Origin of the sequence: Tundrisphaera lichenicola (genome assembly GCF_051175385.1) — a bacterium.
In the GTDB taxonomy this organism is placed as follows: domain Bacteria; phylum Planctomycetota; class Planctomycetia; order Isosphaerales; family Isosphaeraceae; genus Tundrisphaera; species Tundrisphaera lichenicola.
This window is the reverse complement of record NZ_CP195106.1, coordinates 5,707,428-5,730,616: the sequence shown is the minus strand read 5'-3', so window position 1 is coordinate 5,730,616 and position 23,189 is coordinate 5,707,428. Positions and strand designations below refer to the sequence as shown.

15 protein-coding genes are annotated in these 23,189 nt (G+C 64.5%); 8 read left to right on the top strand and 7 right to left on the bottom strand.

The features are described from left to right. Nucleotides 1-59 precede the first annotated feature (59 nt). The gene (locus tag P12x_RS22470; protein ID WP_435007114.1) at nt 60-929 is read left to right on the top strand and encodes a carbonic anhydrase; all 870 of its coding nucleotides are present in this window, start codon (nt 60-62) and stop codon (nt 927-929) included. Between the two features lie 6 nt (nt 930-935). Here P12x_RS22470 and P12x_RS22465 read toward each other — a convergent pair whose 3' ends face one another. Then, the gene (locus tag P12x_RS22465; RefSeq protein WP_435007113.1) at nt 936-1,859 is read right to left on the bottom strand and encodes a DUF1570 domain-containing protein; all 924 of its coding nucleotides are present in this window, start codon (nt 1,857-1,859) and stop codon (nt 936-938) included. Beyond that, nucleotides 1,856-2,065 carry a ribbon-helix-helix domain-containing protein gene (locus tag P12x_RS22460; RefSeq protein WP_435007112.1) on the bottom strand — a complete coding sequence of 70 codons (210 nt, stop codon included), beginning with the start codon at nt 2,063-2,065 and terminating at the stop codon, nt 1,856-1,858. Before P12x_RS22460 ends, P12x_RS22465 begins: the two co-directional genes overlap by 4 nt. 234 nt (nt 2,066-2,299) lie before the next feature. On the opposite strand from P12x_RS22460, the gene lepA reads away from it, so the two are divergent. Genes lepA through P12x_RS22435 form a run of 5 tightly spaced genes read left to right on the top strand, consistent with a single transcriptional unit; the run spans nt 2,300 to nt 9,104 of the window. After that, nucleotides 2,300-4,105 (top strand): translation elongation factor 4, encoded by a 1,806-nt coding sequence (lepA, locus tag P12x_RS22455; RefSeq protein WP_435007110.1) that lies wholly within the window; start codon nt 2,300-2,302, stop codon nt 4,103-4,105. Nucleotides 4,106-4,142: 37 nt separating this feature from the next. Further along, nucleotides 4,143-5,645, top strand: a complete 1,503-nt coding sequence (gene lepB / locus P12x_RS22450) for a signal peptidase I (protein WP_435007108.1) — start codon at nt 4,143-4,145, stop codon at nt 5,643-5,645. Between the two features lie 43 nt (nt 5,646-5,688). Further along, nucleotides 5,689-7,452 carry a S26 family signal peptidase gene (locus P12x_RS22445; RefSeq protein ID WP_435007107.1) on the top strand — a complete coding sequence of 588 codons (1,764 nt, stop codon included), beginning with the start codon at nt 5,689-5,691 and terminating at the stop codon, nt 7,450-7,452. Between the two features lie 58 nt (nt 7,453-7,510). Continuing rightward, nucleotides 7,511-8,389 (top strand): LPS export ABC transporter ATP-binding protein, encoded by an 879-nt coding sequence (lptB, locus tag P12x_RS22440; protein ID WP_435007106.1) that lies wholly within the window; start codon nt 7,511-7,513, stop codon nt 8,387-8,389. Next, entirely contained in the window at nt 8,331-9,104 is a 774-nt protein-coding gene (locus P12x_RS22435) for an RluA family pseudouridine synthase (RefSeq protein WP_435007104.1), read from the top strand. The genes lptB and P12x_RS22435 overlap by 59 nt, the downstream gene beginning before the upstream one ends. Here P12x_RS22435 and P12x_RS22430 read toward each other — a convergent pair. Further along, nucleotides 9,013-10,755 carry a fused DSP-PTPase phosphatase/NAD kinase-like protein gene (locus tag P12x_RS22430; RefSeq protein WP_435007102.1) on the bottom strand — a complete coding sequence of 581 codons (1,743 nt, stop codon included), beginning with the start codon at nt 10,753-10,755 and terminating at the stop codon, nt 9,013-9,015. The genes P12x_RS22435 and P12x_RS22430 overlap by 92 nt on opposite strands. A gap of 563 nt (nt 10,756-11,318) precedes the next feature. Here P12x_RS22430 and P12x_RS22425 point away from each other — a divergent pair. Continuing rightward, entirely contained in the window at nt 11,319-12,611 is a 1,293-nt protein-coding gene (locus P12x_RS22425; protein WP_435007100.1) for an ArnT family glycosyltransferase, read from the top strand. Beyond that, entirely contained in the window at nt 12,608-14,137 is a 1,530-nt protein-coding gene (locus P12x_RS22420; protein WP_435007098.1) for a hypothetical protein, read from the top strand. Before P12x_RS22425 ends, P12x_RS22420 begins: the two co-directional genes overlap by 4 nt. Here P12x_RS22420 and P12x_RS22415 read toward each other — a convergent pair. The 4 genes from P12x_RS22415 to P12x_RS22400 form a co-directional block, all read right to left on the bottom strand. Further along, nucleotides 14,116-15,237: a site-2 protease family protein gene (locus P12x_RS22415; protein ID WP_435007096.1), complete on the bottom strand. Its 1,122-nt coding sequence runs from the start codon at nt 15,235-15,237 to the stop codon at nt 14,116-14,118. The two genes, P12x_RS22420 and P12x_RS22415, sit on opposite strands and share 22 nt — an antisense overlap. A gap of 129 nt (nt 15,238-15,366) precedes the next feature. After that, nucleotides 15,367-17,193, bottom strand: a complete 1,827-nt coding sequence (gene treZ, locus P12x_RS22410; RefSeq protein WP_435007094.1) for a malto-oligosyltrehalose trehalohydrolase — start codon at nt 17,191-17,193, stop codon at nt 15,367-15,369. Between the two features lie 122 nt (nt 17,194-17,315). After that, a complete protein-coding gene (glgB, locus tag P12x_RS22405; RefSeq protein WP_435007092.1) occupies nt 17,316-20,819 on the bottom strand; it encodes a 1,4-alpha-glucan branching protein GlgB in 3,504 nt (1,167 codons plus the stop codon). Between the two features lie 256 nt (nt 20,820-21,075). Next, entirely contained in the window at nt 21,076-23,118 is a 2,043-nt protein-coding gene (locus tag P12x_RS22400; RefSeq protein WP_435007091.1) for an alpha-1,4-glucan--maltose-1-phosphate maltosyltransferase, read from the bottom strand. Nucleotides 23,119-23,189: the final 71 nt, after the last annotated feature.

Sequence of the window (23,189 nt, the reverse complement as noted above, 5' to 3'; positions counted from 1 at the left end):
TCGCCGATCATGCTCCAATCTTCCTCGGGGTTTGGTCGAAGGCGTGAGGATCCGAATTCATGGACATTATCTACCGATACGATCCGTTCCAGCCGGTTCACTTCCAGGGGTGCAGTACCTCCGACGATGCCGAGAAGGCCCTGCGCGAGGGGAACCTGCGCTATCAGGAGATCGTGGCCAAGGTCCAGGCCGAGGTCCTGGGCCATGGCGCGAGCCAGCCGGTCGTGATCCCTTCCAGCCCGCTCTCGCTGGGATTCTCGCTCGTCCCGGGGGAGGCGCCGGTCCAGAACCCTTTCGCCGTGGTCCTGGGTTGCTCCGACGCCCGGGCTCCAACCGAGTTGATCTTCGACCAGTCCAGCAATGAGCTGTTCATCGTCCGGGTCGCGGGCAATATCCTGGGGACCGAGTGCCTTGGGAGCGTCGAGTACGCGGTCCGGAATCTCTCCAGCGACCTCCGGCTGGTCGTGGTGATGGGCCACAGCGGGTGCGGGGCGGTTGGGGCGGCGGTCTCGCTCTATCTGTCGCCCGATGCCTACGGGGCCATCGCCGCGACCCATTCCTTGCGGTCCATCGTCGACCGGATTCTCGTGGTCGTCCGCCTGGCGGACAAGGCCCTGGAACGTCGGTGCGGGCCGACCGTCTCGTCCGAGCCCGGTTATCGCACGGCCCTCTGGGAGATGGCCGTCTTCCTCAACTCGGCCCTGACGGCCCACGACCTCGCCCGGGAACTCAATCTCCTCGCCGGCGACGGTCAGGTTCGGGTGGTCTACGGCGTTTACGACATCGCGACCCACAAGGTCGAATCTTCACCGAGGGGAGAGGCGACCTTCGCCCCGGCCCCGAAGAATGTCGAGGAATTCGCGGCCATCACCGACCTGCTTGCCGAGGCGGTCCTATCCTGTGGCCTCCTCCGACCGGCCGAGATGTGAGTTTGGCTATCGCCCGGTTCGGATCTCACGATCCAGCCGGGCCAGATCGCCCAGGTGGGCTCTCGCGATCTCCAGACGCTTCGCCGGGTCACGGTTCTCGCGGAGGGCCTGGAGGTAATTCCGAAATCTCGTGAGCTTTGACGAGTCTTTCATCATCCGGTAGACGAACATCCAGCTTTCGGCGTAAGCAACTTGCTGGGTCGAAGGATCGGGAGAGTCGAAGATCGAGTCATTGGCCAGGAAGGTTTCCAGAGGGAACCACCGAGGCCCCGCTCCTCGGGCCAGCTCCAGCCCTTTGCGTCGACGGAAATTGACCTGGCCAATTTCCCCCCGTCGATGGGGACGCCAGGTCTCGGCATAGGTTCCCAGCCCCTCGCTGACGCAAAGCGGGACGTCCGAGGCGAGGTCGAGGACACCCGTGTTGTACGTGAGCTGGTGGGTCGCCTCGTGGACCAGCGTCAAGGTGTTGTCAACCTCGGCGGCCGCCGCCCGAGGGTTCGCTCCCGGACCTCGGAAGTCGAAGATCACCAGGCGATTGGCCCTCAGGTCGTAGTGACCCCCCACCGCATCACCCAGGTCTTCGCCTTCAAATGCGGAGTAAGACTTCGGACCTTTCAGGATTACGACGGTCAACTTGTCAACCGGACTGGTCAGGTTGAACTTCTTGAGGGTGAAGTGCTTCCGGTAATCCTCGGCGACTTCCTCGCAGATCGCGAGGGCTTCTTCTCGATAGGACCGGGAGGCGTCGCCGATCCCTCGGTAATTCGTCGACTCCGAGACCTCGAAGGGTTCCAATCCTGCCGCCTTCGCCTTCGCCTGAATTGCGTCGAGAGCCTGATCTCCCCTCGCGAGTTTCGGCCCCAGGGCCAATCCCCCGAGCGTCCCGAGGAGCCAGATCCGCCGCGAGAGGGTCGATGGTTCGCGAGTCATGGGAGTTGGTCCTTCGTCGAAGCGTCGGGATCCAGGCCGAACGCGGAGGGCAGCTTCTCCCGAAGCTCGGCCTGGCTGCGCGACCAGTCGCGCTCGACTAGCAGGAAGAGGGCTTCCTCCACCAAGGCGGAGACCGACGGATACTCGCCGCTCTCGACCTTCTGACGGACGACCTGCTCGATCTCGGGGTCCAGGGGGACTTCCATGGTTCGGCCCGCCAATGATCTTCGAGGATCGACGAATGAATTCCACCCGCCATTCATTCTATGAGGAGGGTTGAAGGCGGGCGACCCGAGAAGCATCGCTTGAGGATGAATGGGGATCGCGCCGAGAGCCCGAGATGGTACTCTATCGTAAGATCTGTCGACGGAACACCGCCCGAGAACCGACCCCCGCCGAGTCGTTCGAGGCCCGCCCGACTCCTTCCCACTGGGACCCCCATGGCCTTCGATCCCAAGTTCATCCGCAATTTTTCGATTGTGGCCCATATCGACCACGGCAAGAGCACGCTGGCCGATCAGCTCCTGCTCCAGTCCGGGGCGATCACCCAGCGCGAGTTTCGCGAGCAACTCCTCGACGACATGGACCTGGAGCGCGAACGAGGGATCACGATCAAGGCCCGGGCCGTGGCGATCAACTACGTCTACGAAGGGCAGAATTACGAGCTGAACCTGATCGACACGCCGGGGCACGTCGACTTCCATTACGAAGTCTCGCGGAGCCTGGCGGCCTGCGAGGGGGCGATCCTCCTGGTCGACGCCACCCAGGGGGTCCAGGCGCAGACGGTGGCCAACGCCTACGCGGCCATCAATGCCAACCTGACGATCGTCGCGGCGATGAACAAGATCGACATGCAGGCCGCCCGCCCCGACGAGATCCGCGAGGAGATCGAGTCGACCCTCGGGATCGACGCGACCGAGATTCTCTCCGTCAGCGGCAAGACCGGCCTGGGCGTCCCCGAGATCTTCAAGGCGATCATCGAGCAGGTCCCGCACCCCCCGGGGGACGTGAACGCCCCACTCAGGGCCCTGATCTTCGACTCGAAGTTCGACGACTACGCCGGAGTGGTCATCTACGTCCGAGTCATCGACGGATTGCTCAAGGTCGGCCAGAAGATCCGGCTGATGGCCGGCGGGACCGACCACGAGGTCATCAGCCTGGGCCGATTCCGGCCGCGCGAGACCCCCTGCGACGATCTGGGCGTCGGCCAGGTGGGCTACGTCTCGGCCAACATCAAGCAACTGGCCGACGTCCGGATCGGTGACACGATCACCGATGCCCGACGCCCCGCCGAGGAAGCCTTGCCCGGCTACCAAGAACCGGCGCAAGTGGTCTACTGCGGACTCTTTCCGGCCACGCATAACCAGTTCGAGGACCTCCGGACCGCCCTCCAGAAGCTCTCGCTCAACGACGCCAGCTTTACCTTCGAGCCCGAGTCGTCCGACGCCCTGGGCTTCGGCTTTCGCTGCGGGTTCCTGGGGATGCTCCACATGGAGATCGTCCAGCAACGTCTGGAACGCGAGAGCAACCTGGCGCTGGTCCAGACCGCCCCGAACGTGACCTACGAGATCATCACCAAGAAGGGCGAGACCCTCCATATCTCCAACCCGACCCGAATTCCCGACCCCGGCGACATCGAAGAATTTCGCGAGCCGGTCGCCCGGGTCAACTTCATCATCCCCTCGGACTGCATCGGGGCGATGATGCAGCTTTGCGAGGATCGACGCGGGATCTATCTCAAGACGGAGTACATGACGCCCACCCGCGCCATCCTCTCCTACGAATTGCCGCTGGCCGAGATGATCTACGACCTCTACGATAAACTCAAGAGTTCGACCCGCGGCTACGGGACGATGGACTTCGAGATCCTTGGGTTCAAGGATAACGACCTCTGCCGGCTCGACGTCCTGGTCAACGGGGCCAAGGTCGACGCCCTCTCGATCGTCGTTCACCGGGGGTTCGCCGAGCGTCGGGGGCGTAAATTGGTCAAGAAGCTCAAGAGCGAGATCGACCGCCATCAGTTCGAGGTGGCCATCCAGGCCGCGATCGGAAGTCGTGTGGTCGCCCGGGAATCGATCTCGGCACTTCGCAAGAACGTGACCGCCAAATGCTATGGCGGCGACATCTCGCGAAAACGCAAACTATTGGAGAAGCAGAAGGAAGGCAAGAAGCGTATGAAGCAGGTCGGGAACGTCGAGATCTCGCAGGAAGCGTTCCTCTCGGTGCTCGACGACGGCGACGAATGATCCGATCGACGGCAAGGCCACCAGAGTGGGGGCGGGCGTGACAGGATCCGAGGACCAGGCACCCATCGACGTACCCGATCTCGCCGAACCGCCGGCTCGGGTGTCTTCCTCGGCCGAGCCGGCCCAGGAAAACATCCGTCGACAGACGGCCGAGTTCCTGGTCTTGCTGGGGATCGGCATCCTGATCCTCCGGACCTTCGCCGCGGAGGCCTACGTGGTCCCGACCGGTTCGATGGCCCCAACACTCCTGGGGTTCCACAAGAAGCTGAACTGCCCCAACTGCAAATTTCCGATCGACATCGGGATGGACGAAGAAGGTCGGACCGGCCGGCCGGTCTGCCCGAACTGCGGTCAGGATGGCCTGGAAAAAGTCGAGACGGTCGAGTGCAACGGAGATCGTCTCCTCGTCCAGAAACTCCTGTTCGACTTCCGTCGTCCTCGACGATGGGAGGTGGCGGTCTTCCATAGTCCCACCGAGCCCGAACAGGCCTACGTCAAGCGGGTGGTCGGGCTTCCCGGCGAGTCGATCCAGGTCGTGGATGGCGATATTCATGTCGACGGTAGGATCGTCCGGAAGTCGCTCGCCGAACAGCGAGCCACCCGGATCTTGCTCTACGACAATGACTTCGTGCCCGGAGACTCGGATCGCTATCCCAGGTGGTCCTTCCGGGGGGATCGGTTCCGGAGGGCCACCCCGAGCGGTTGGAAGGCCGAAGGAACCCGGCTGGTCCACCAACCGTCGCCCACGTCGTCCGACCGTGAGGACTGGATCGAGTATCGCCACTTCGACCCCGAGCAGGGCCGGTTCGGACCGGTCCGCGACTTCTGCCCCTACAATGGCGGGGATCTCCGGAGCGACAATGTCGTCCGCGACCTGATGATCGAGGCCGACGTTACGGTCCGGCCCGACGTCCGGTCGATCACCGTCCGGCTCGATCACGGCGGAGACCATTTCCTGGTCGTTCTCCCGGTCGACGGCCGGGCGTTGCCCGAGGTCCGGCGTAATGGCCTCGTCCTGGAGATTGCCAACCCGGTCGGCGGTCTGGTGTCATCCCCGGCGGACGCCCCTCGGTTCGCCAGGCTGGAGGCTTCCACGATCGACCGGCGGATCACGGTGGCCCTGGACGGGGTTCCCCTCTTCGACCCGATCGACGTCGATGTCGAGGGGATGCGAAGCATGGTGCCGGGTCCGGCTTCGAGCCCGCTGGCCCTCGGGGTCCTGGGGGGCGCCATGGAGGCACGTCGGGTCCGTGTCTATCGCGATATCTTCTATACCGGGGGACGGGCCCCGGGCGGTCGAGAGCCGTTCGGCGTGGACCACCCCTACTCGCTGAAGACCGACGAGTTCTTCGTCCTCGGGGATAACAGCCCGGTCTCCAATGACTCGAGGTTCTGGGAGTCGAGCCCGGTCGTCCAGGGCGACCGCTTCCTGGGCAAGCCGTTCATGGTGCATCTCCCGGGCCGAGTCTTCTCGCTCCAGGTCTTCGGCCGACCGCTGGGCTGGATTCCCGACCCCCGCGAAATACGTTACATTCGATGACCGCAACCGACCGGTGCACCACGACCGCCTGGGGCCACGCACGATGAGCCGGACCTCCACCAAAGAAGCGAAGATCTTCCTGAAGTCGGTGGTCCCGCCGTCGACCCAGAAGCCCAAGGAGTCGACGCGCGACTTCATCGAGCAGATCGTGGTCGCAATCATCCTCGCCGTCCTGATCCGCGGATTCGACGCCGAGGCGTTCGTGATCCCGACCGGATCGATGGCCCCGACCCTGATGGGGCGGCACAAGGAAGTCGTCTGCCCGTCGTGCGGCTATACCTACGCGATCAATGCCTCGGACGATACCGAGGAGTTCGTCACGTCCCAGAAGGATGCCGGGAAGAATCTCCGGGAGACCGGGATTTGTGTCAATTGCCGGTTCCGGACCGAGGTCGATGGGGCGCCGAGCTTCAAGGGCGACCGGATCCTTGTGATGAAGTTCCCCTATGAACTTCCCTTCTTGCCCGGCTCCGCCGGCCCTAAACGGTGGGATGTGGTGGTCTTCCACTATCCCGAGAAGCCCGAGACCAACTACATCAAGCGACTCGTGGGGGAACCTGGCGAGGAACTCCGGATCGACAAAGGCGACATCCAGACTCGCCCCGCCGGCTCGACCGATCCGTTCCAGATCCAGCGGAAGTCGCTGATCCATCAGCAGGCCATGCAAATGCTCGTCAACGACGATCGTTACCGGCCCTCGACGCTGGCCGACAAGCCCGAATGGCGAAGATGGAACCCCGTCGGGCCCTGGAAAGAGGCCGAGCGGGGAAAATACGACGTGGTCGCCACCGGCCCCGAATGGTCGGAACTCCGTTATCGCCACCTCATACCCGATCCCGAGCAATGGGCGGCGCTGGAGGAGCACCAGCCGCTCCCGAGGGCGCCTCGGGCTTCCTTGATCACCGACTTCTACTCGTACAATACCAACGTCTCCACCGCCTTCTACGACCGGTGGCTCCAGGTTTTCGACGGCTGGTTGCAACTCAACTGGGTGGGCGACCTGACCGTCTCGTGCCGGGTGGATCTGGCCTCGGTCGACCCGGGCGGCAAGCTTCGGCTGGAGCTTGTCGAGGCGGGCGTTTCCAACCGATGCGAGGTCGACCTGATCACGGGCCTGGCCACGATCTATCACGGTGAGACCAAGCTGGGCGAGGCCGGGACCGGGCTGCACGGGATCGGGGCCCACGACGTCAAGTTCGCCAACGTCGACGATCGGCTGACCCTCTGGATCGACGGCGAGACTCCCTTCAGCACCGGCCTGATCTACGACGACGGGCCCGAAGCCCCGCGTGGCCCGACCGCCAAGGATCTCGATCCCGTCGGCATGGCCATCCAGGGCGCCAAGGCGTCGGTGAGCGATCTTGTCCTGAAACGCGATATTTACTATACCCAGGACCCGAGAGACCCGGACTATCGGATTCCCGGGGTCTACGGGTCGCTCGGCGACTCGGACCGGAACCCGTTCGCCCGAATCGTCAAGATGTTCGACTTCCTGTCCGATCCCGAACAGTTTGCCGCGCTGGGCGACCTTCCGACCGGGAAGTCCTACTCGATCCGCCCCGACCATTACATGATGATGGGGGATAACAGCCCCCGGAGCAGCGATGGGCGAGCCTGGGAGACCCGCGATTACGCCTGGAGGGACGTGGATCGGTCGAGCTGGGAAGTCCCTCGATCCATGCTCATCGGCAAGGCGTTCTTCGTCTACTGGCCGCATGGCAAGCCGTTCGGTCCCGATATCCGGATCACACGCGACTTCCGGATCCCCTTCCGGCCCTACTTCGAACGGATGAAGTGGATCCGCTGAGCCGAATCCGGGGCCTTCGCCCCCGAGGACGACCGGATCGATCAAGGAGGATCGACGCATGCCCTTGCTGGATGTCCGAGGCCTCGAGAAGTATTACGGCCGCCGGAAGGTCGTCGACGGCGTCACCTTCGACGTGAACCAGGGGGAGATCGTCGGGCTCCTCGGCCCCAACGGGGCCGGCAAGACGACCAGCTTCCGGATGACGATCGGCCTGATCGACTCCGACGGCGGGCAGGTCCTCTTCGATGGTCGTGATGTCAGCAAGCTCCCGATGTTCAAGCGAGCCCAGGCCGGGATGGGATACCTGGCCCAGGACTCCAGCGTCTTCAAGCAGCTCACCGTCGAAGACAACCTCATGGCGATCCTCGAAACCCGCCCCGGGATGAATCGGAAGGCCCGGAAGTATCGCCAGGACGAGTTGCTCACCCAGTTCGGCCTGACCCACATCCGCAAGACCAGGGCCAATCGGGTCTCCGGCGGCGAGCGGAGGCGACTCGAAATCGCCCGATCGCTCATCACCGAACCGAAGCTGATCCTCCTGGACGAACCGTTCGCGGGGATCGATCCCAAGACCGTCGGCGAGATCCAGGACCAGATCCGCAACCTGGCCGAGGAACATGACCTGGGAATCCTCCTGACCGACCACCAGTTTCGCGAGACGATCGAGGTCACCAACCGGACCTACGTGATCCGCGAAGGGCGAGTCTTCGCTTACGGGGACCGCGAGGCGATCATCAGCAATGCCGACGTCCGCCGCTACTACATCGGCGAGCGCTTCGACGTGGGGCACCTGCTCGACAAGCGACACCGCCACGAATTGCAGGACCACGATCATTCGACCTCGACGGGCACGAGCGATGTCGTGATCGAGCACTTCGATGATGGCCTGCCGATCGACCACGACCAGGACCATCGCGACCGGCCGAGTTCCGACTGAATCCCCCCGGGGCACCGACCCGATGCTCTCGATCCTCCTGGAGGACAACCACTGCCTGGCGATCGACAAGCCGGCGGGCCTACTCTCGCAGGGGGACGCCACCGGCGATCGCTCCGCCGTGGAGGAAGTACGGGCCTATCTCAAGGCGACCTATGAGAAGCCGGGGAATGTCTATGTCGGCCTGGTCCACCGGCTGGACCGGCCGACTTCGGGAGTCCTCCTGTTCGCGAAGACTAGCAAGGGGGCGGCTCGGCTCTCGGAGGAGTTTCGGTCGGGGCGCGTGACCAAGACCTATCTGGCCGTCGTCGAAGGGGATTGGCCCGAGGAATCGGGCGAGTGGGAGGACTGGCTCGTCAAGGACGAGCGGACCAATGTCGTGTCCACCGTCCCTGCGAGCAGCCCAGGGGCTCAGCGGGCGAACCTGGCTTATCGGGTCATCCGGAGGCGGGCCGGGCGTCTCGATCTCGAATTGAAGCCCACCACCGGTCGAGGTCATCAACTCCGGGTTCAACTGGCCTCGCGAGGCCTCCCGATCGTCGGCGATCGGAAATACGGCGCCCGATCGTCGTTAACCGCCCTCGATGGCCTCTCCCGGATCGCTCTACACGCCCAGGAGTTGCGATTCAAGCATCCGACCCGGCCGGACCACTTAACGATCGTCGCGCCGATCCCGGGAGACTGGCCAGCTTCCGGCGGTTCAGGTGGAGTCCGCTGAGTGCCGTCTTGCTCCAGTAAGCGAGCGGGACGCCGACCCCGGCCAGGACCAGGGCCGCGACCGGCCGCCATGCCATCGGCTCGCGAAAGCGGTCGAGATCGGGCTTGTTCGAGGCCTGAGGGCGATGTTCGCCCGGGAGCATCGGAGGAGTCGGCCGATCCGCCGAGACCGGCGGGCTTGCCGGAGCCGGGGCCGGGGCCGGACCGGCCGGGGTCGAAGGCAGGGCCGAGGGTGCGACCGAATCTACCACGGCGTTTTCTACAACCTTGGGCGTCGTGCCGGTGGCGGGAATGGGGTCGGTATTCGAACGGGATTTTTGACCGGCAAGATAAGCCTCGGCGATACCGGCCTGGGTGGGGGTCAGTCCCACGTCCTCGGACCGCTGTGTGGCGGAAAGCGGATCGACCCCATCGACTGTCCTGAGGTGGAGATACCAGACCAGGCCGGCGCGGGTGCCGTCGGTGTCGCAAAAATAGACGGGGTGATTCTCGGATCGGGAAATGAGATCGTCAAAGCGAGCCAGTCGGGTGGAATCCAAACGGTCGGCCACGATGGGAAGAGAAAGATAAGCCATGCCGTGATCATTCACAGATTCGACGAAATTCGGATCGACTTCGGAGATCGAACGGAGGTCAACCAACGTCTTGTAACCCTTCTCCTTGAGCCAGGCGAGGCCGTCCGAAGACGGGACGCTTCCTCCGGCCACCGATGGAGCCACCGAGGAGGAGCGGAGGATGCCCGGAGCCTGGCGGATCGACACGATGGACTCCGGCCCCTCCTCCGCCGAGGCCGTCTCGGCGGGAGTCGGGGTCGCGGGCTGGACCGTTTCGGCGGCCGGGGCGACCGGGGGCGTCACGGGTGCCGCCGGGGGAGTGACGGGTGCGATCGTGGGGGAGGAGGGAGTCGGGACCAACGAAGGGGCCTCGGCCGGGACCGGGGCGGCCTCGTGTGCGGGAGCGGCTTCCGGAAGGCTCACCGCCTTCCGGGTCACCTCGATCGGGACGTCGACCGGCGGGATGTTATCGAGGAGGTCATCCGAATCGTAGGAGGATTCCGAGGCCTGGCGGGCCGGCTCGGGAGCCGAGAGGACCGCCCGAGCCACGTCATTCGGCCGCCCCCGGGCCACCTTACCCCGGGGTGCGGACGCCTCGTAAGCCGAACCCTTGACGCCCGGCGTGTTCCGGCCCGCCGAGCCCGTGCCCCCGGTCGGGTTCGCGGGCCTGGCCCCGGTCGCGTTGCTCTCGATCGGCTCGAGTTGAGTCGGGGCCGATTCGAGGGAAGGGGCCGGGACGGGGACGACGGCCGGGGCCGGCACGATCATGCCGCCGGGGGCCATCGGGATGCCCTGGTCGATAATCATCCCTTCCTCATAACCACCACCGTCGCCGCAGGTGCTGCATCCGCCCCCCTTGTGGTTGAAGATCCGGGCACCCGTGTTCGCGACCCGGGTCCCAAGCGCCTGCACGCCGTTGCCGATCCGCGATCCCAGGCCTCCCAGGCCGCACCCATTGCAACCGGTGGATTGACACCCTGCCTGAACCAGGCCGATCAAGGCCAGGGCCAGCATCGCCAGCCCTGGAGGCCTGGCCCAGCTTCGGGGCTCGGAGGCCTTCCGAGCGGGACCTCCGGCCGATCTTCGATTCATCGTCATCGCGGATGGACTCCCGTCTTCTGGCAACTCGCGTCGCGCCTCACGCCCAACTCGCCCTTCCTCGCGAAACACCCCACCAGCCGCGGCGCAGCCGATCGCTCGCGGCGACCGGTCCAAAGCCGGGTTCGTCGAGAGGTCGACCATCGACGATCCAGGCGGGACGCAGCCCCGACCGGACGACGGATGGCGATTTGGCGAATTCGTTCGCATGGGAACGCCCAATGGATGTCGAATCAACGTTGCGGAACCGATCCCGGAGCCGGCCCAAGGCCGTCGAAGTCCGGGGGGAATGCTCCGGACCTGTCCCGTCCCGGTCGGGCCATCGAGCCCTCGCGAGTCGGTTGGGGGCCAGGGACAACTCAACTTCTTACGCTGTCGAGCAAACTTAGCCGATGAACATCGCGTTGCCAAAAAAGCGCGACGATTTCTAGAATGTTGGTGAGACTGGGGCGACCTTGCGGCCAGGCCCCTCGGAAACCAGGGCTCAATCGTTGTATAACCCGCAACCTTTGCCGAGCTTACGCCGTGAGCCTCGACCCAAAAAGTGGGCCGGGCCGGTCGCCGTGGTCCTGCTGGCATTGACCGTCATCGGGTGGGATCTGGCCTCAGAACCGCACTTCGTGGATGAGTCTGCCTATGTGTCCCAGGCCTTCTTTGCAGACCTCTGGTTGAACGGTCAGCGGGATGATCCGGCCTGGTTGACTTATGCGGGTTATGACCTCCCTCCGCTTCCGAAATATCTGATCGGCTTCTCGATGCGTGCCGGGGGATTCCGTCGTCCCAACTCCACGGCGATGTGGGAGTGGTATGCCAACACCAGCCGGCGCTTCGTCTCGGCAGAAGCGCTGACGGTCGCCCGGATTCCTTCGGTGATCCTGGGTGCTCTCGGATGCCTGGCGATCTACGGGCTGGGTGCGACCGCTCACGGGCGACCATCGGGTCTGATCGCGGCCCTCCTCCTGATGGCGAACCCGCTCTACCGGATGCATGCCCGTCGAGCGATGTCGGACGTTCCCGCCGAGGCGCTGATCCTTGCCTCCCTGGCGATCGGACTCTGGGCCTGGAAGCGGCTCCTCTCCGGGAGAGGGACTCTCGGGCCGGGGCTGGGACTGATCTCCGGATCGGGAGTCCTGTGCGGCCTGGCCACCCTGGCCAAGTTGAACGGATCGCTGAGCGGGATCATCCTGGCGACCTGGGCGGTGATGGCTTGCGGGCTCCGGTCGTTCTCCGGGAGGGGGCGACTCGTCTTCGTCCTCTCAACCTTGTTGGCGGGGGGGGTGGCGTTTGCGACATTCTGCTCGCTCAATCCTTTCCTGTACGCGCACCCCCAGGGGGTAATCGACCCGAAACTGGAGCCGATCGCGCGGATGACTTTCTCCGATCGTGTCCGAATGATTTACGATCACCGGGCGGGTGTCTCGACTGAGGCGAAGTCCATCTTTCCCAGGGACGCCCTGAGGACCCCGCTGGAGAAGATCGAGGCCGTCGCGGTCCAGGGCTTCGGGCGTTTCGGGCCGTTCGGCCCGAGGGCCGGGACCGACTCGACCGTTCGGCGGAGTCGGGCTCAGGATTGGGGTGCCTGCGTCTGGCTTCCCTGGGTCGCCCTGGGAATGGTGGCGGCCTCGGTCCGTGGGTTGGCCCAAGTCCGAGGGGGAGAGCCTCCGGTGGCCTGGGCGGTGCTTGTACAGGCCGGGGTCGCGCTGATTGTGGTGACGGCCTTCATACCGCTCGCCTGGGATCGCTATTATCTCTCGATCCAGCCGGGCTCGGCGCTCCTGGGGGCGTTCGCGGTCGTCGAAGGGATGGATTGGGTCGTTCGCCTCGCCGTCAAAGATCGATCGGAGCCGAGCCCTTGACGTTCCTCCGCCGGCCCGAGCCCTGGGTCTTCGTGATCCTCCTGGCGAGCTATTCCTACGTCTGGCACGGTCGCGACTGGAATGTCGCCAGCCGCCTGATGCTGACCTATGCGCTGGTGGATCGCGGGACACTCTCGATCGACGGGCTCGACGACCAGACTCGCGATATCGCCCGGTATCGAGGCCACTACTTTTCCGACAAGACGCCCGGCTTCTCGCTCCTGGCAACCGCCCCGTATTACCTGGCCAAGCGATCCTTGAAGTTGCCCGATCATCCCCTGAATCGACCCGGGTTTGCCCATTGGCCGGCCGATTACTGGGCGACTCTGGGAACTTCCGGGCTGTTGACGGCCCTCTCGGGCCTGATCCTGGTGATCCTGGCCCGAGATCTCGGATGTACCCCCGGGAGGTCGGCGATCGTGGGGCTGGCGTACGGCCTGGCCACTCCCGCGCAGGTTTATGCGACCCTGGGCTACGGCCACCAGGCGTCGAGCTTCTGCCTTCTGGCCTCGTTCGCGCTCCTCTGGCGAGGCGGAGGTCGGCCGATCCTCCGAGCGTGCCTGGCGGGGTTCCTGGCGAGCTATGCGTCGGTGATCGAGATCCAGGTCGGTCCGGTCTCGGCGATCCTGGGATTCTACGCGCTCGCCCTGGCGATTGGAGGTCGACAACCCTGGCCCTCGGTCCTGGCATTCGGACTGGGGGCGGCCATCCCGGCGGGCATCTTGCTGGGCTACAACACCCTGGCCTTCGGCTCCCCCTGGCGGATGGGCTATTTCTACGAGGTCCTCGACCAGTTCAGCAAGGTCCACAATGAAAGCAACCCGCTCGGGCTGGGACGGCCCGACTGGTCGAAGCTGGGCGAGTTGCTCTGGGGGGAGCGCCGAGGGCTGATCCGATTCGCGCCGATCGTGGTGCTGACGCTGCCGGGGTTGCTCGTAGCGGCTTATCGGCGAACCTGGGGGCTGTTCGTTGTGAGTGCATCGGCGATCGGCGCCGTGCTCCTGATGAACCTGAGTTATCCCGAGTGGACCGGGGGCTGGTCGACCGGACCTCGCCTGCTCCTGCCTCTCTTGCCGTTCGCGATGCTTCCCGTTGCTAGCCTCCTGGCCGTCGGAGGGAGCCCGACCGCCGCGATCGCCGTGATCCTGGGACTGGTCGGCGGGGTCGAAATGGTGATGTTCCAGGCGATCGGGGCGAGGGTCCCTCAGGATATCGCTCGACCGCTCGGGGACGGCGTCTGGCCTCTGATACGGGGCGACCGACGCTTGCCCGGGTGGGTCTTCGGCAACCGATACGCCCGGAACCTGATGAGCCTGGCACGCCCGACGATGGCCAAGGAATTACCGAACTGGGCGGGATGGGTCCAGTTCCTCCCGCTCCTGGTCTTCCAGGGGGCGATGATCGGGCTGATGGCGCGAGTCATCGCCCCTAACGTCCTGAAAACGTCGGGGGCCGTTCCTGAACCCAGGACCGGACTCGTCTCGAATAGGTCGGAGGCGGACCCTCAGAGAGTCGAGGATTCTTGAGCGGGCCGCCGAGTCGCCACACTCTTTGCCTCGGCCAGGGCGGTCCGAATCATCAGATACTCGCCGATGTTCTCCAGGGTGAGCAGGCCGACCGGCCTCCCCTGATCCACCACCTCCAGGCAGGGTTCTCCCCCTTCCCGGAGCCGGATCACCGCCGGACCCAGTGGTTCGGCGACCTCGACCCGACCGAGCTCTATCAGGGGGGCCTCGCCGACCAGCCCTTCTCGACCATTCGTGGAAAGGCCGCTGAAGAGCGAGGAGCGGGTCAAGACCCCGTCCGGTCGGCCGTCGCCGATCACGGGGAAATCCTGCTGGGTGCCGGCCAGCAGGAGATCGGCCGCGTGGCCCAGGGTGTCGCCCGGTTTGAGGATCGCGTAATCCGTGAGCATGGCCGCTCGGACCGAGACCCCGCGAAGCTCCACGCGTTCCTGGACGGCTCGCGCCTCCCCCTCGGCCCCGATCCAGACGAACATGGCGATCAGGAGGAGCATCGGGTTGCCCATCAGCCCGAGGAACCCGAATAGGATCGCCATGAACTGGCCGACCGAAGCCGCCAATCTCGTGGCCCGGGAGTACTCCATCCGCATCGCCAGCAAGGCGCGGAGGACCCGGCCTCCATCCATCGGGAAGGCGGGCAAGAGGTTGAAGAGGACGAGGAAGGTGTTGACCACCAGGAGCTTCGGCAGGAAGTGTTGCTTCACGAGGAATTCCGAGTCACCCGACGACTCGGGATACCGGACTCCGATCATGAGCAAGAGCCCGACGATCGCCACGTTGACCAGCGGCCCCGCGATGGCCACGACCAATTCCTCGGCGGGATGTTCGGGGATCCGCTGGAGTCGGGCGACTCCGCCGATCGGCAGGAGCGTGATGTCGGCCGTCGGAACTCCATAGCGACGGGCCGCCATCGCATGCCCCAGCTCGTGGAGTACCACGCAGCCGAAGATCGAGAGGACGAATCCCACACCCTCGGCCGTGGTCGCCAGGTCGTGCCCGGACGACCAATGGCCGTAGATCAGATAGGCGATCAGGATCAAGAAAGTCCAGTGGACGTATATCGGGATTCCGGAGATCCGGCCGATTTTCCAGGACCATGACATCAATCCGACCCCCTCTGCCTCGAAACACTGATGAAACACCGCCTCGATGGGTGATTCTATCAGTTCGGAGGATCGAAGGGTGTTTCGGCCCGAAGTGAGAGTTTCCGCATCGGCCCGGTCGTCCTTTACCTAGGCGACGGGGCCGAAGAGGGCGAACTCCCAGGGGCCGAGGGTCATTGGGTTCGTTTTTTCCAGGCGCAGTGGGCCACCGTAGGTCTCGGACTCGGACCGTAATGCGGGTGCATCCTCGACCAACCCTCCCGGGAGGTCGAAGGGTTCCGGTCCCAGGTTCAGGTAAATTTTCACTGGATCCCCGGATTTCGGCCGCCGGATCACCTCCATGACCTTCGGACTTCCCTCCTCCTCGAGGAGTCGAACGTCGGGATGTCGGAAGTCGCGAAGGGCCGGACACTCCCGGCGGAGACGGAGGAGGTCCCGGTAGAGGTTGCGGAGGCCGTCGCGCGGGGAGTCGGACCAGGACCAGGACAGGACGGCCGAGTCTCTCGTCGAGAGAGCGAAGGGGTCGGTCGGTTCGTCCTTCCAGCCAAAATAGGCGAATTCTTTCTTCCGCCCTTCGCGGACGGCCTCGATCAGGGCTGGGTCCTGGAAGTCGCAAAAGAAAGGGAATGGATTCGTCTCGCCGTATTCCTGACCCATGAAGATGAGTGGGAGCCGAGGGGCGAGCAGGAGGATTCCCGCGGCCAACCGGACCGCCTCGGGCGGCAGGCTGGCCGCGTAGCGGTCGGATTTGATCCGGTTGCCGACCTGATCGTGGTTTTGGGTGAAGGCGACGAACCGATCGCCCAGGAACTCGGTCGCATCGGTCCCGTGCCTCCGCTCGCGGAACGGGCTGTAACGACCATCGTTCACGAAGATCCGGGAATAGGCCCGAGCGAGCGAGGCGGGGCCATCGGCAAAGTCCTGGTAGTACCCGTTGATCTCACCGGTCAGCGTGGTATGGGCGGCGTGGTGGAAGTCGTCGGTCCAGTGGCCATCGAGGCCGTATCCGCCTCGATCGGTCGGCTTGAGGTAGCGGGGGGCATCGTTCTGGTCGGTCTCGGCGAAGACGTGGGCTTTCCGGCCGAGCCGGGCGGCCTCGCGATGAGCGACCTCGGCGATATCGGCCAGGATGTGGCGAGGGCCTCGGTCGAAGATCTGATCGGCCGCATCGAGACGAAGTCCGTCGAATCGATATTCTCCGATCCACATCCGGACGTTGTCCAGGACCATGGCGCGGACCGGGTCGCATCGGCGATCATCGAAGTTGATCGCATCGCCCCAGTCGGTCTTGTACCGGGACGTGAGGTAATCGCCGAACCTGGGGAGGACGTTCCCCTCGGGACCGAAGTGGTTGAAGATCGCGTCCAGGATCACGGCCAGCCCAACCTTGTGACAGGCCTCGACGAGTCCCTTCAGGCCCTCGGGCCCGCCGTAGGAATTCTGGACCGCGAAGGGGAAGACCCCGTCATATCCCCAGCTCCGGGAGCCCGGGAACTGGCCGACGGGCATCAATTCGATCGCCGTGATCCCGAGATCGCGAAGCTCGGCCAGTCGGGGGATGACCGCCTCGAAGGTCCCTTCACGCGTGAAGGTTCCGACATGCAACTCGTAGATGACGAGGTCGTGCCGCTCGATCCCCGACCAGTTTCCTTCGTCCCAGGTCATCCTCCCCGGGAAGAAGACGGCCGAGGGGAGATTGATGCCCTCGGGCTGCCATCGCGAGGCCGGGTCGGGCTGGGGCTCGACGCCGTCGAGGGAGTAGCCGTAGCGAGTCGCGACGTCCGGCATCGGTCGGTCGATGGCGAAGAAGCCCCGGGGCTCGTGGGTCATCGGGGATCGTTCGGATCCGAGGATCAACTCAACTTTTTCGGCCCTCGGAGCCCAGACCCGGAAAAGGGCGGTTTCCGCGTCGAGCTCGATCACGCCGGCGGGGGGAATCTCGGGATCGTCGATCACGTGAGGCAAGCCCTCGGAATTTCGGGGTATCCGCCCGGCAGACCTCGAATTGGATCTGCCGTGCGGACCTTACCGAGGATTCCGGCAAGAGCAAGAACCGTGCCGGTAATCGAGCCCTTCGATCAAGAAGACGGCGAACGAAGGACGAGCAGGCCAAGCGGGGGGAGGGTCAGATTGAGCGATTGGTCCTGCCCGTGGGCACGGACCGGGTTGGTCCAGGCCCCGCCGATATTACCCTGGCCGCTCCCCCCGTAGATCGGGGCATCGCTGTTGAGGATCTCGGCCCATCGCCCGGCGATCGGCACTCCCACCCGGTAGTTGTGGCGAGGGATCGGGGTGAAGTTGGCGACGATCAGAAGTTGATCATCCGTCGAGTGTCCCTCGCGGATCATGCTCAGGACCGACTGCTCTGCGTCGTCGGCGTGGACCCATCGGAAGCCCGCCGGGTCCCCCTCCAACTCGTGGAGCGCCGGTTCGCCCCGATAGAGGGTGTTCAGATCGCGGACCCATCGTTTGAGGCCGGCATGGGCCGGGTCTCCCAGCGCGGCCCAATCCAGCTGGGAATCGTGGTTCCACTCGGCCCATTGGCCGATCTCGTCCCCCATGAAGAGCATCTTCTTGCCGGGCACGGCGAACTGATATCCCAGGAGGAGCCGGAGGTTCGCGAACTGCTGCCAGCGGTCGCCGGGCATCTTCCGGAGGAGTGACCCCTTGCCGTAGACCACCTCGTCATGCGAGAGCGGCAAAACGAAGTTCTCGGTATACGCATAGAGCCCGCGGAACGTGAGCTGATTGTGGTGATGCTTCCGATAGATCGGCTCCTTGGCGAAGTAGCCGAGCGTGTCGTGCATCCAGCCCATGTCCCATTTGAGGTCGAACCCGAGTCCACCCTCGCCGACCGGGCGGGTCACCAGGGGCCAGGCCGTCGACTCTTCGGCGATCGTCAAGACTCCGGGGAACAGGGAGTGGACTCGCTCGTTCATCCGCTTGAGGAGCGCGATCGCCTCCAGATTTTCCCGACCACCAAACTGGTTGGGGACCCACTCGCCGGGATTCCTCGAGTAGTCCCGATAGAGCATCGAGGCCACCGCGTCGACTCTCAAGCCGTCGATGTGGTACTTTTCGATCCAGAAGAGGGCGTTGGCCACCAGGAAGTTCGCCACCTCGGGACGGCCGAAATTGAAGATGAACGTGTCCCAGTCTGGATGGAACCCCTGCCTCGGGTCGGGGTGCTCGTAGAGATGCGTCCCGTCGAAATATCCCAGCGCATGGCCATCGGTCGGGAAGTGGGCGGGAACCCAGTCGACGATGACGCCGATCCCTTTCTGGTGGAGGTGATCGACCATCGCCATGAAGTCGCTCGGCGAGCCGAACCGGCTGGTCGGCGCGAAGTACCCGGTGACCTGGTAGCCCCACGAGCCATCGAATGGATGCTCGGCGATCGGCATCAGCTCGATGTGGGTGAATCCCATCTCATGAACATAGTCGGCCAGCCTGGGTGCCAGTTCCTGGTAGGTGAGCCACGACCCGTCGGGGTGCCTCATCCAGGAGCCCAGGTGGACCTCATAGATGGAGATCGGCGCGCCCAGCGAATTCGCCCCCGCCCGGTTCGCCAGCCACTCGTCGTCCTTCCACTGATGTTCCGCGAGGTCGGCGACGATCGATGCGGTTTTCGGCCGGGGCTCGCTGGCGAAGGCGTACGGGTCGGCCTTGTCGACCCGATAATTGCCGAACTTCGAGGCGATGGCATACTTGTAAGCTTGCCCCACGGCGGCACCCGGGACGAACCCCTCCCAGTATCCCGAGGCCCCTCGCCGGGCCAGGGGATGCGAGGTCGAGTCCCAGCCGTTGAACTCGCCGATCATCGAGACTTCGCGGGCGTTTGGTGCCCAGACGGCGAACCGGACCCCCGCCACGCCCGCCTGAACCTCGGGAAACGCCCCGAGCTTGTCATAGGCCTGATCGTGAGTCCCCTCGGAAAGCAGGTGAATGTCCAGATCGCCGAGACCCTTGGGGACCTCGCCCGAAGTGCCAGGCTCGATCAATCCGGCAATCCCCTGGAGTGGGATTCGGACCCAATCCGGTCGGTTGTTCAGCTCGTAGAGCAGCTCGTAAAGGGCTTTGTCCAGCATCAAGGCATCGAGCATCCTGCCGAAGTCGGCCCGATCACGAGGCAGGAACGACGCGTCCTGGGCCGTCGCCAGATACTCGCGGAGGAACGCCACCGAGGCCCAGGTTCGCCAGGATTTGGCCCGGGAAATGAGCCGGTCGAAAACTTCGGCTCGATCGCCCGCGAAGGCGAATAGGGCGGCGAAGGCGGCGTAGTCGAACGAGCGGATCATGCCCACCACGTCCTTCAACGGGGACACCTTGGCGACTCGCTCCTTCAAGGGCTTGGCCGGCTCGCCTTCGAAGTCCAGGATCACGAAGTCGTAGCCGGTCCGGAGGACCTGACCCAGGTGGTAATCGCCGTGGACCCGGATCCGGGAGCATCGAGGGTTGAGCTTGGCGATCGCATCGACCGCTCCCACGAGCTTCGGAGCACCTTCGAGGACGAGTCGGGCTTGAACGGCGACCGGGCCGCCCAGTTGATCCACGCGAGTCGAGAGGACCTTCAGGGCGTTTTCGACCTGCCGATGGATCGCGGCCGCCATCCCCTTGAGGTCGTCGGTCGTCATCGCCTCGGGTCGGAAGGCGGGTTGATCGGGATCGATGGCCAGGGCCAGGTGCATCTCGGCTGTCCGACGGCCGAGGGTGGCCGCGGCTTCGAGGTAACCGCCGATCGAGCGGCGGGCCGCCTCGGGGATCGCCCTCCCGGCCAGCTCGATCAGGGGGCGTCCCTCGGCTTGGGTGAGCGATCCCTCGACACCTCGGTCGACCTGTTCGTAATACCCGGCCAGCTCGCGGAGGGCATGTTCCCACCCGGTTCCCTGATTGGCCACGAGACCCTGGAGGATCCCGAGCATCAAGGGTTCGGCCCCCTTTCGCTCGTAGATCAGGGCTCCGGCCGTCTTCGGGATTCGGTCGAAGCTGGTTTTCTCGGCGAAGAACCGGCCGATCTCGAAGTCGGGGTTGATCCCCGGTTCGAGTCGTCGAAAGACCTTGAAGATCAGGCGATCTCCGAAGATCAGTGCCGAATTGCTCTGCTCGAACGAGCCTGCTGTCACCGGCAGCGGTTTAGCGATGGCTCCGCGTGCTGCCTCGAAGGCCGAGGTTCGAGTCGCACGGATCGTCCCCGAGTTCGTCGAGGTGGAACGGTCTCCGGCGATGGCATCGAGAAGATTCGAGCCGAGTGAAGGCTCGGCAAGGGCATCGAAGGCCAGTCCGAAGCCTTCGAGGCGCCCGATGACCCGCCCTGGAGCTTCACGTTCGAGACGGTCGGCCGAAGGGCCTGAGGCCAGTCCGACCGGAAGGAAGTAGGTCTCGGAAGGACCCGACCCATATGCGACCTCGATGAGCGTCAATCGGATCGAATCGGGCATTTCACCCGTCGCGGTCGAGTCGATCAACCGGACCGAAGCAATTGGCCGAGCCTTGCCGGCGAACCATCGTTGACGAACGAGGAATCGCGGCAGGGCCGCTTCGAGTAGGGAATCGACCCCTCGTTTGGTCTTTGCGATCGCCATCGTCCTGGACTCCTTGGACGGGTCAATTCGGAGAATGAACCGTCAAGGCTCCACGATCGCTGGGTTCGGAGTGGGGAAGTCGAAGGCGGGATCCAGGGCCATCAATCGCATCGACCCGAGGATTCTTCGCGATTGATCTCTCCTCGACCACCGGCTCTCCCCAACTCCTGCCCGGCTCCGGTCTCGTGGCTGGCCCGACGGCTCATCAATTCAATCGATCCGATTTTGTAATGGGATTTGTAGGAGGCTTTCGAGGTCACTCGAAGTAGTCGAAATCGTGCTCGGTCTTGATCTTTCGCCGGATTCGAAAGACGTGAGCCGGGCAGGCGTTGGGATCCAGCTGGACGAAGTTCGCCTCGCCTTGCCAAAGATAGCGGGCATCGCTGATCAGGTCGTGGACCTGATAGACCTGCCCCGGATCCCCGATCCCGAGCTCCCAGAAGGGCACGCGTACCCATCCCGATTGGGTGTGGTACGGATCGAGGTTGACGACGACGAGGGTCATGTTCGAGAGGTCGGGCGTCGTCTTCAGGTAGGCGATGAGTCGGTCATTGTCGGTCGGGATGAAACGCAGGTAGCGATTGGAATGGAGCGCCGGGTTCTCTCGTCGGATCTGGTTGATCCGGGTGATCAGGGCCACGTGACTGCCGGGAGCGTCGAGGTTCCAGTGCCGGACCTGGTACTTCTCGGAGTCGAGGTATTCCTCCGAGCCGGGCTTCCAGGGTGTGCCGACCGATTGCTCGAACGGCGGCCCGTAGATCCCGTAGGAGGATCCCAGGGTCGCGGCCAGGACCAGGCGGATCTGGAACGCCGGGGGGCCGCCATGCTGGAGGAATTCGTGGAGGATGTCGGGGGTGTTGGCGAAGAGATTCGGCCGCATGTACTCGACGAGTTCGGTCTGAGTCAGCGTCGTGAAATACTCCTGGATCGACGCCTTGTCGTTTCTCCAGGTGAAATAGCTGTAAGACTGGGGGAAGCCGCCCTTGGCCAGCCGAGCCATGAGCTTCGGCCGAGTGAAAGCCTCGGCCAGGAAGATCGTATCGGGGTGATTGTCCCAAACCTCGCGGATCACCCAATCCCAGAACCGAAACGGCTTGGTGTGCGGATTATCGACCCGGAAGATCGTGACGCCGTGGTCGACCCAGAACAAGAAGACGTCGCGAAGCTCTTCGTAGAGAGATCGCCAGTCCTCGCACTCGAAGTCGATCGGGTAAATATCCTGATATTTCTTGGGAGGATTCTCCGCATACTTGATCGTGCCATCCGGGCGGTGCCGGAACCACTGCGGGTGATCCTTGACGTAGGGGTGGTCCGGTGAGCACTGGAAGGCGATATCCAGGGCGATTTCCAGGCCGAGCCCCTTCGCGGTGGCGACGAGGTGATCGAAGTCCTCGAGCGTGCCGAGTTCGGGAAGGACCGCCTTGTGGCCGCCCTCGGGGCTGCCGATCGCCCAGGGGCTCCCGGGGTCGTCGGGGCCCGGGGTCAGGGTGTTATTGGGCCCCTTCCGGAAGGCCCGGCCGACCGGGTGGATCGGCGGGAAGTAGACCACGTCGAAACCCATCGAGGCGACATAAGGCAGTCTCGCCTCGGTCGTCTTGAAGGTCCCGTGCCGACCAGGCTCGGGGGCGGTCGATCTCGGGAAGAGCTCGTACCAGGCCCCGGTCCGGGCCAGGACTCGTTCGACCGTCACCCCGAGGTTTCGTTCGTAGGTGAATCCTCGCGAGCGGTCGGGATGTCGGGCCATGATGGCCGAGAGCTTGGGGTCGAGAGCCGCGTGAACCCGCTCGGCCTGATCGCTCGCCCGGCCAAGGACCTCGCCCCGGGCCTTGAGCCAGTCGACGTCGGGTCCAACCGCCCGCTTCGCCCCTTCCCGGACCAGTTCGGCGCCTTCGAGGAGCTCGCTCTGGACGTCCTGTCCGGCCTCGGCCTTCTTGCCCAGTTCGTAAGCCCAGGACGCAAAGCGATCCACCCATCCCTCGACGGTGTATTCGAATCGACCCTGCGTTTCTATGGTGAATGAGCCGGTCCATCGATCATTCGGGAGGGGAGTCATGGGGATCTCGGACCATTCGGTCGAGCCGACGGGCCGATACTTGAGGAGGGCCCGAAGGTGGTCGTGCCCCTCGGCGAAGATATCCGCCTCGACGATCACTCCCTCGCCGACAACCCGCTTGATCGGGAAGGCTCCCCCATCGATCTCGGGAGTAATCCCCTCGATGATGATTCGCGACGGGGCACTTTCCGCCGGTCCCCGCTCCCTGGTCCGCTCCTTGAGACTCGGTCGACTCGCCGACGCCATAGTTCACCCTCTGGGACCATCGCCTGACTGGACGTCGAGCCTCGACGGTCGAAGTGACAGTCGGAGCCCAA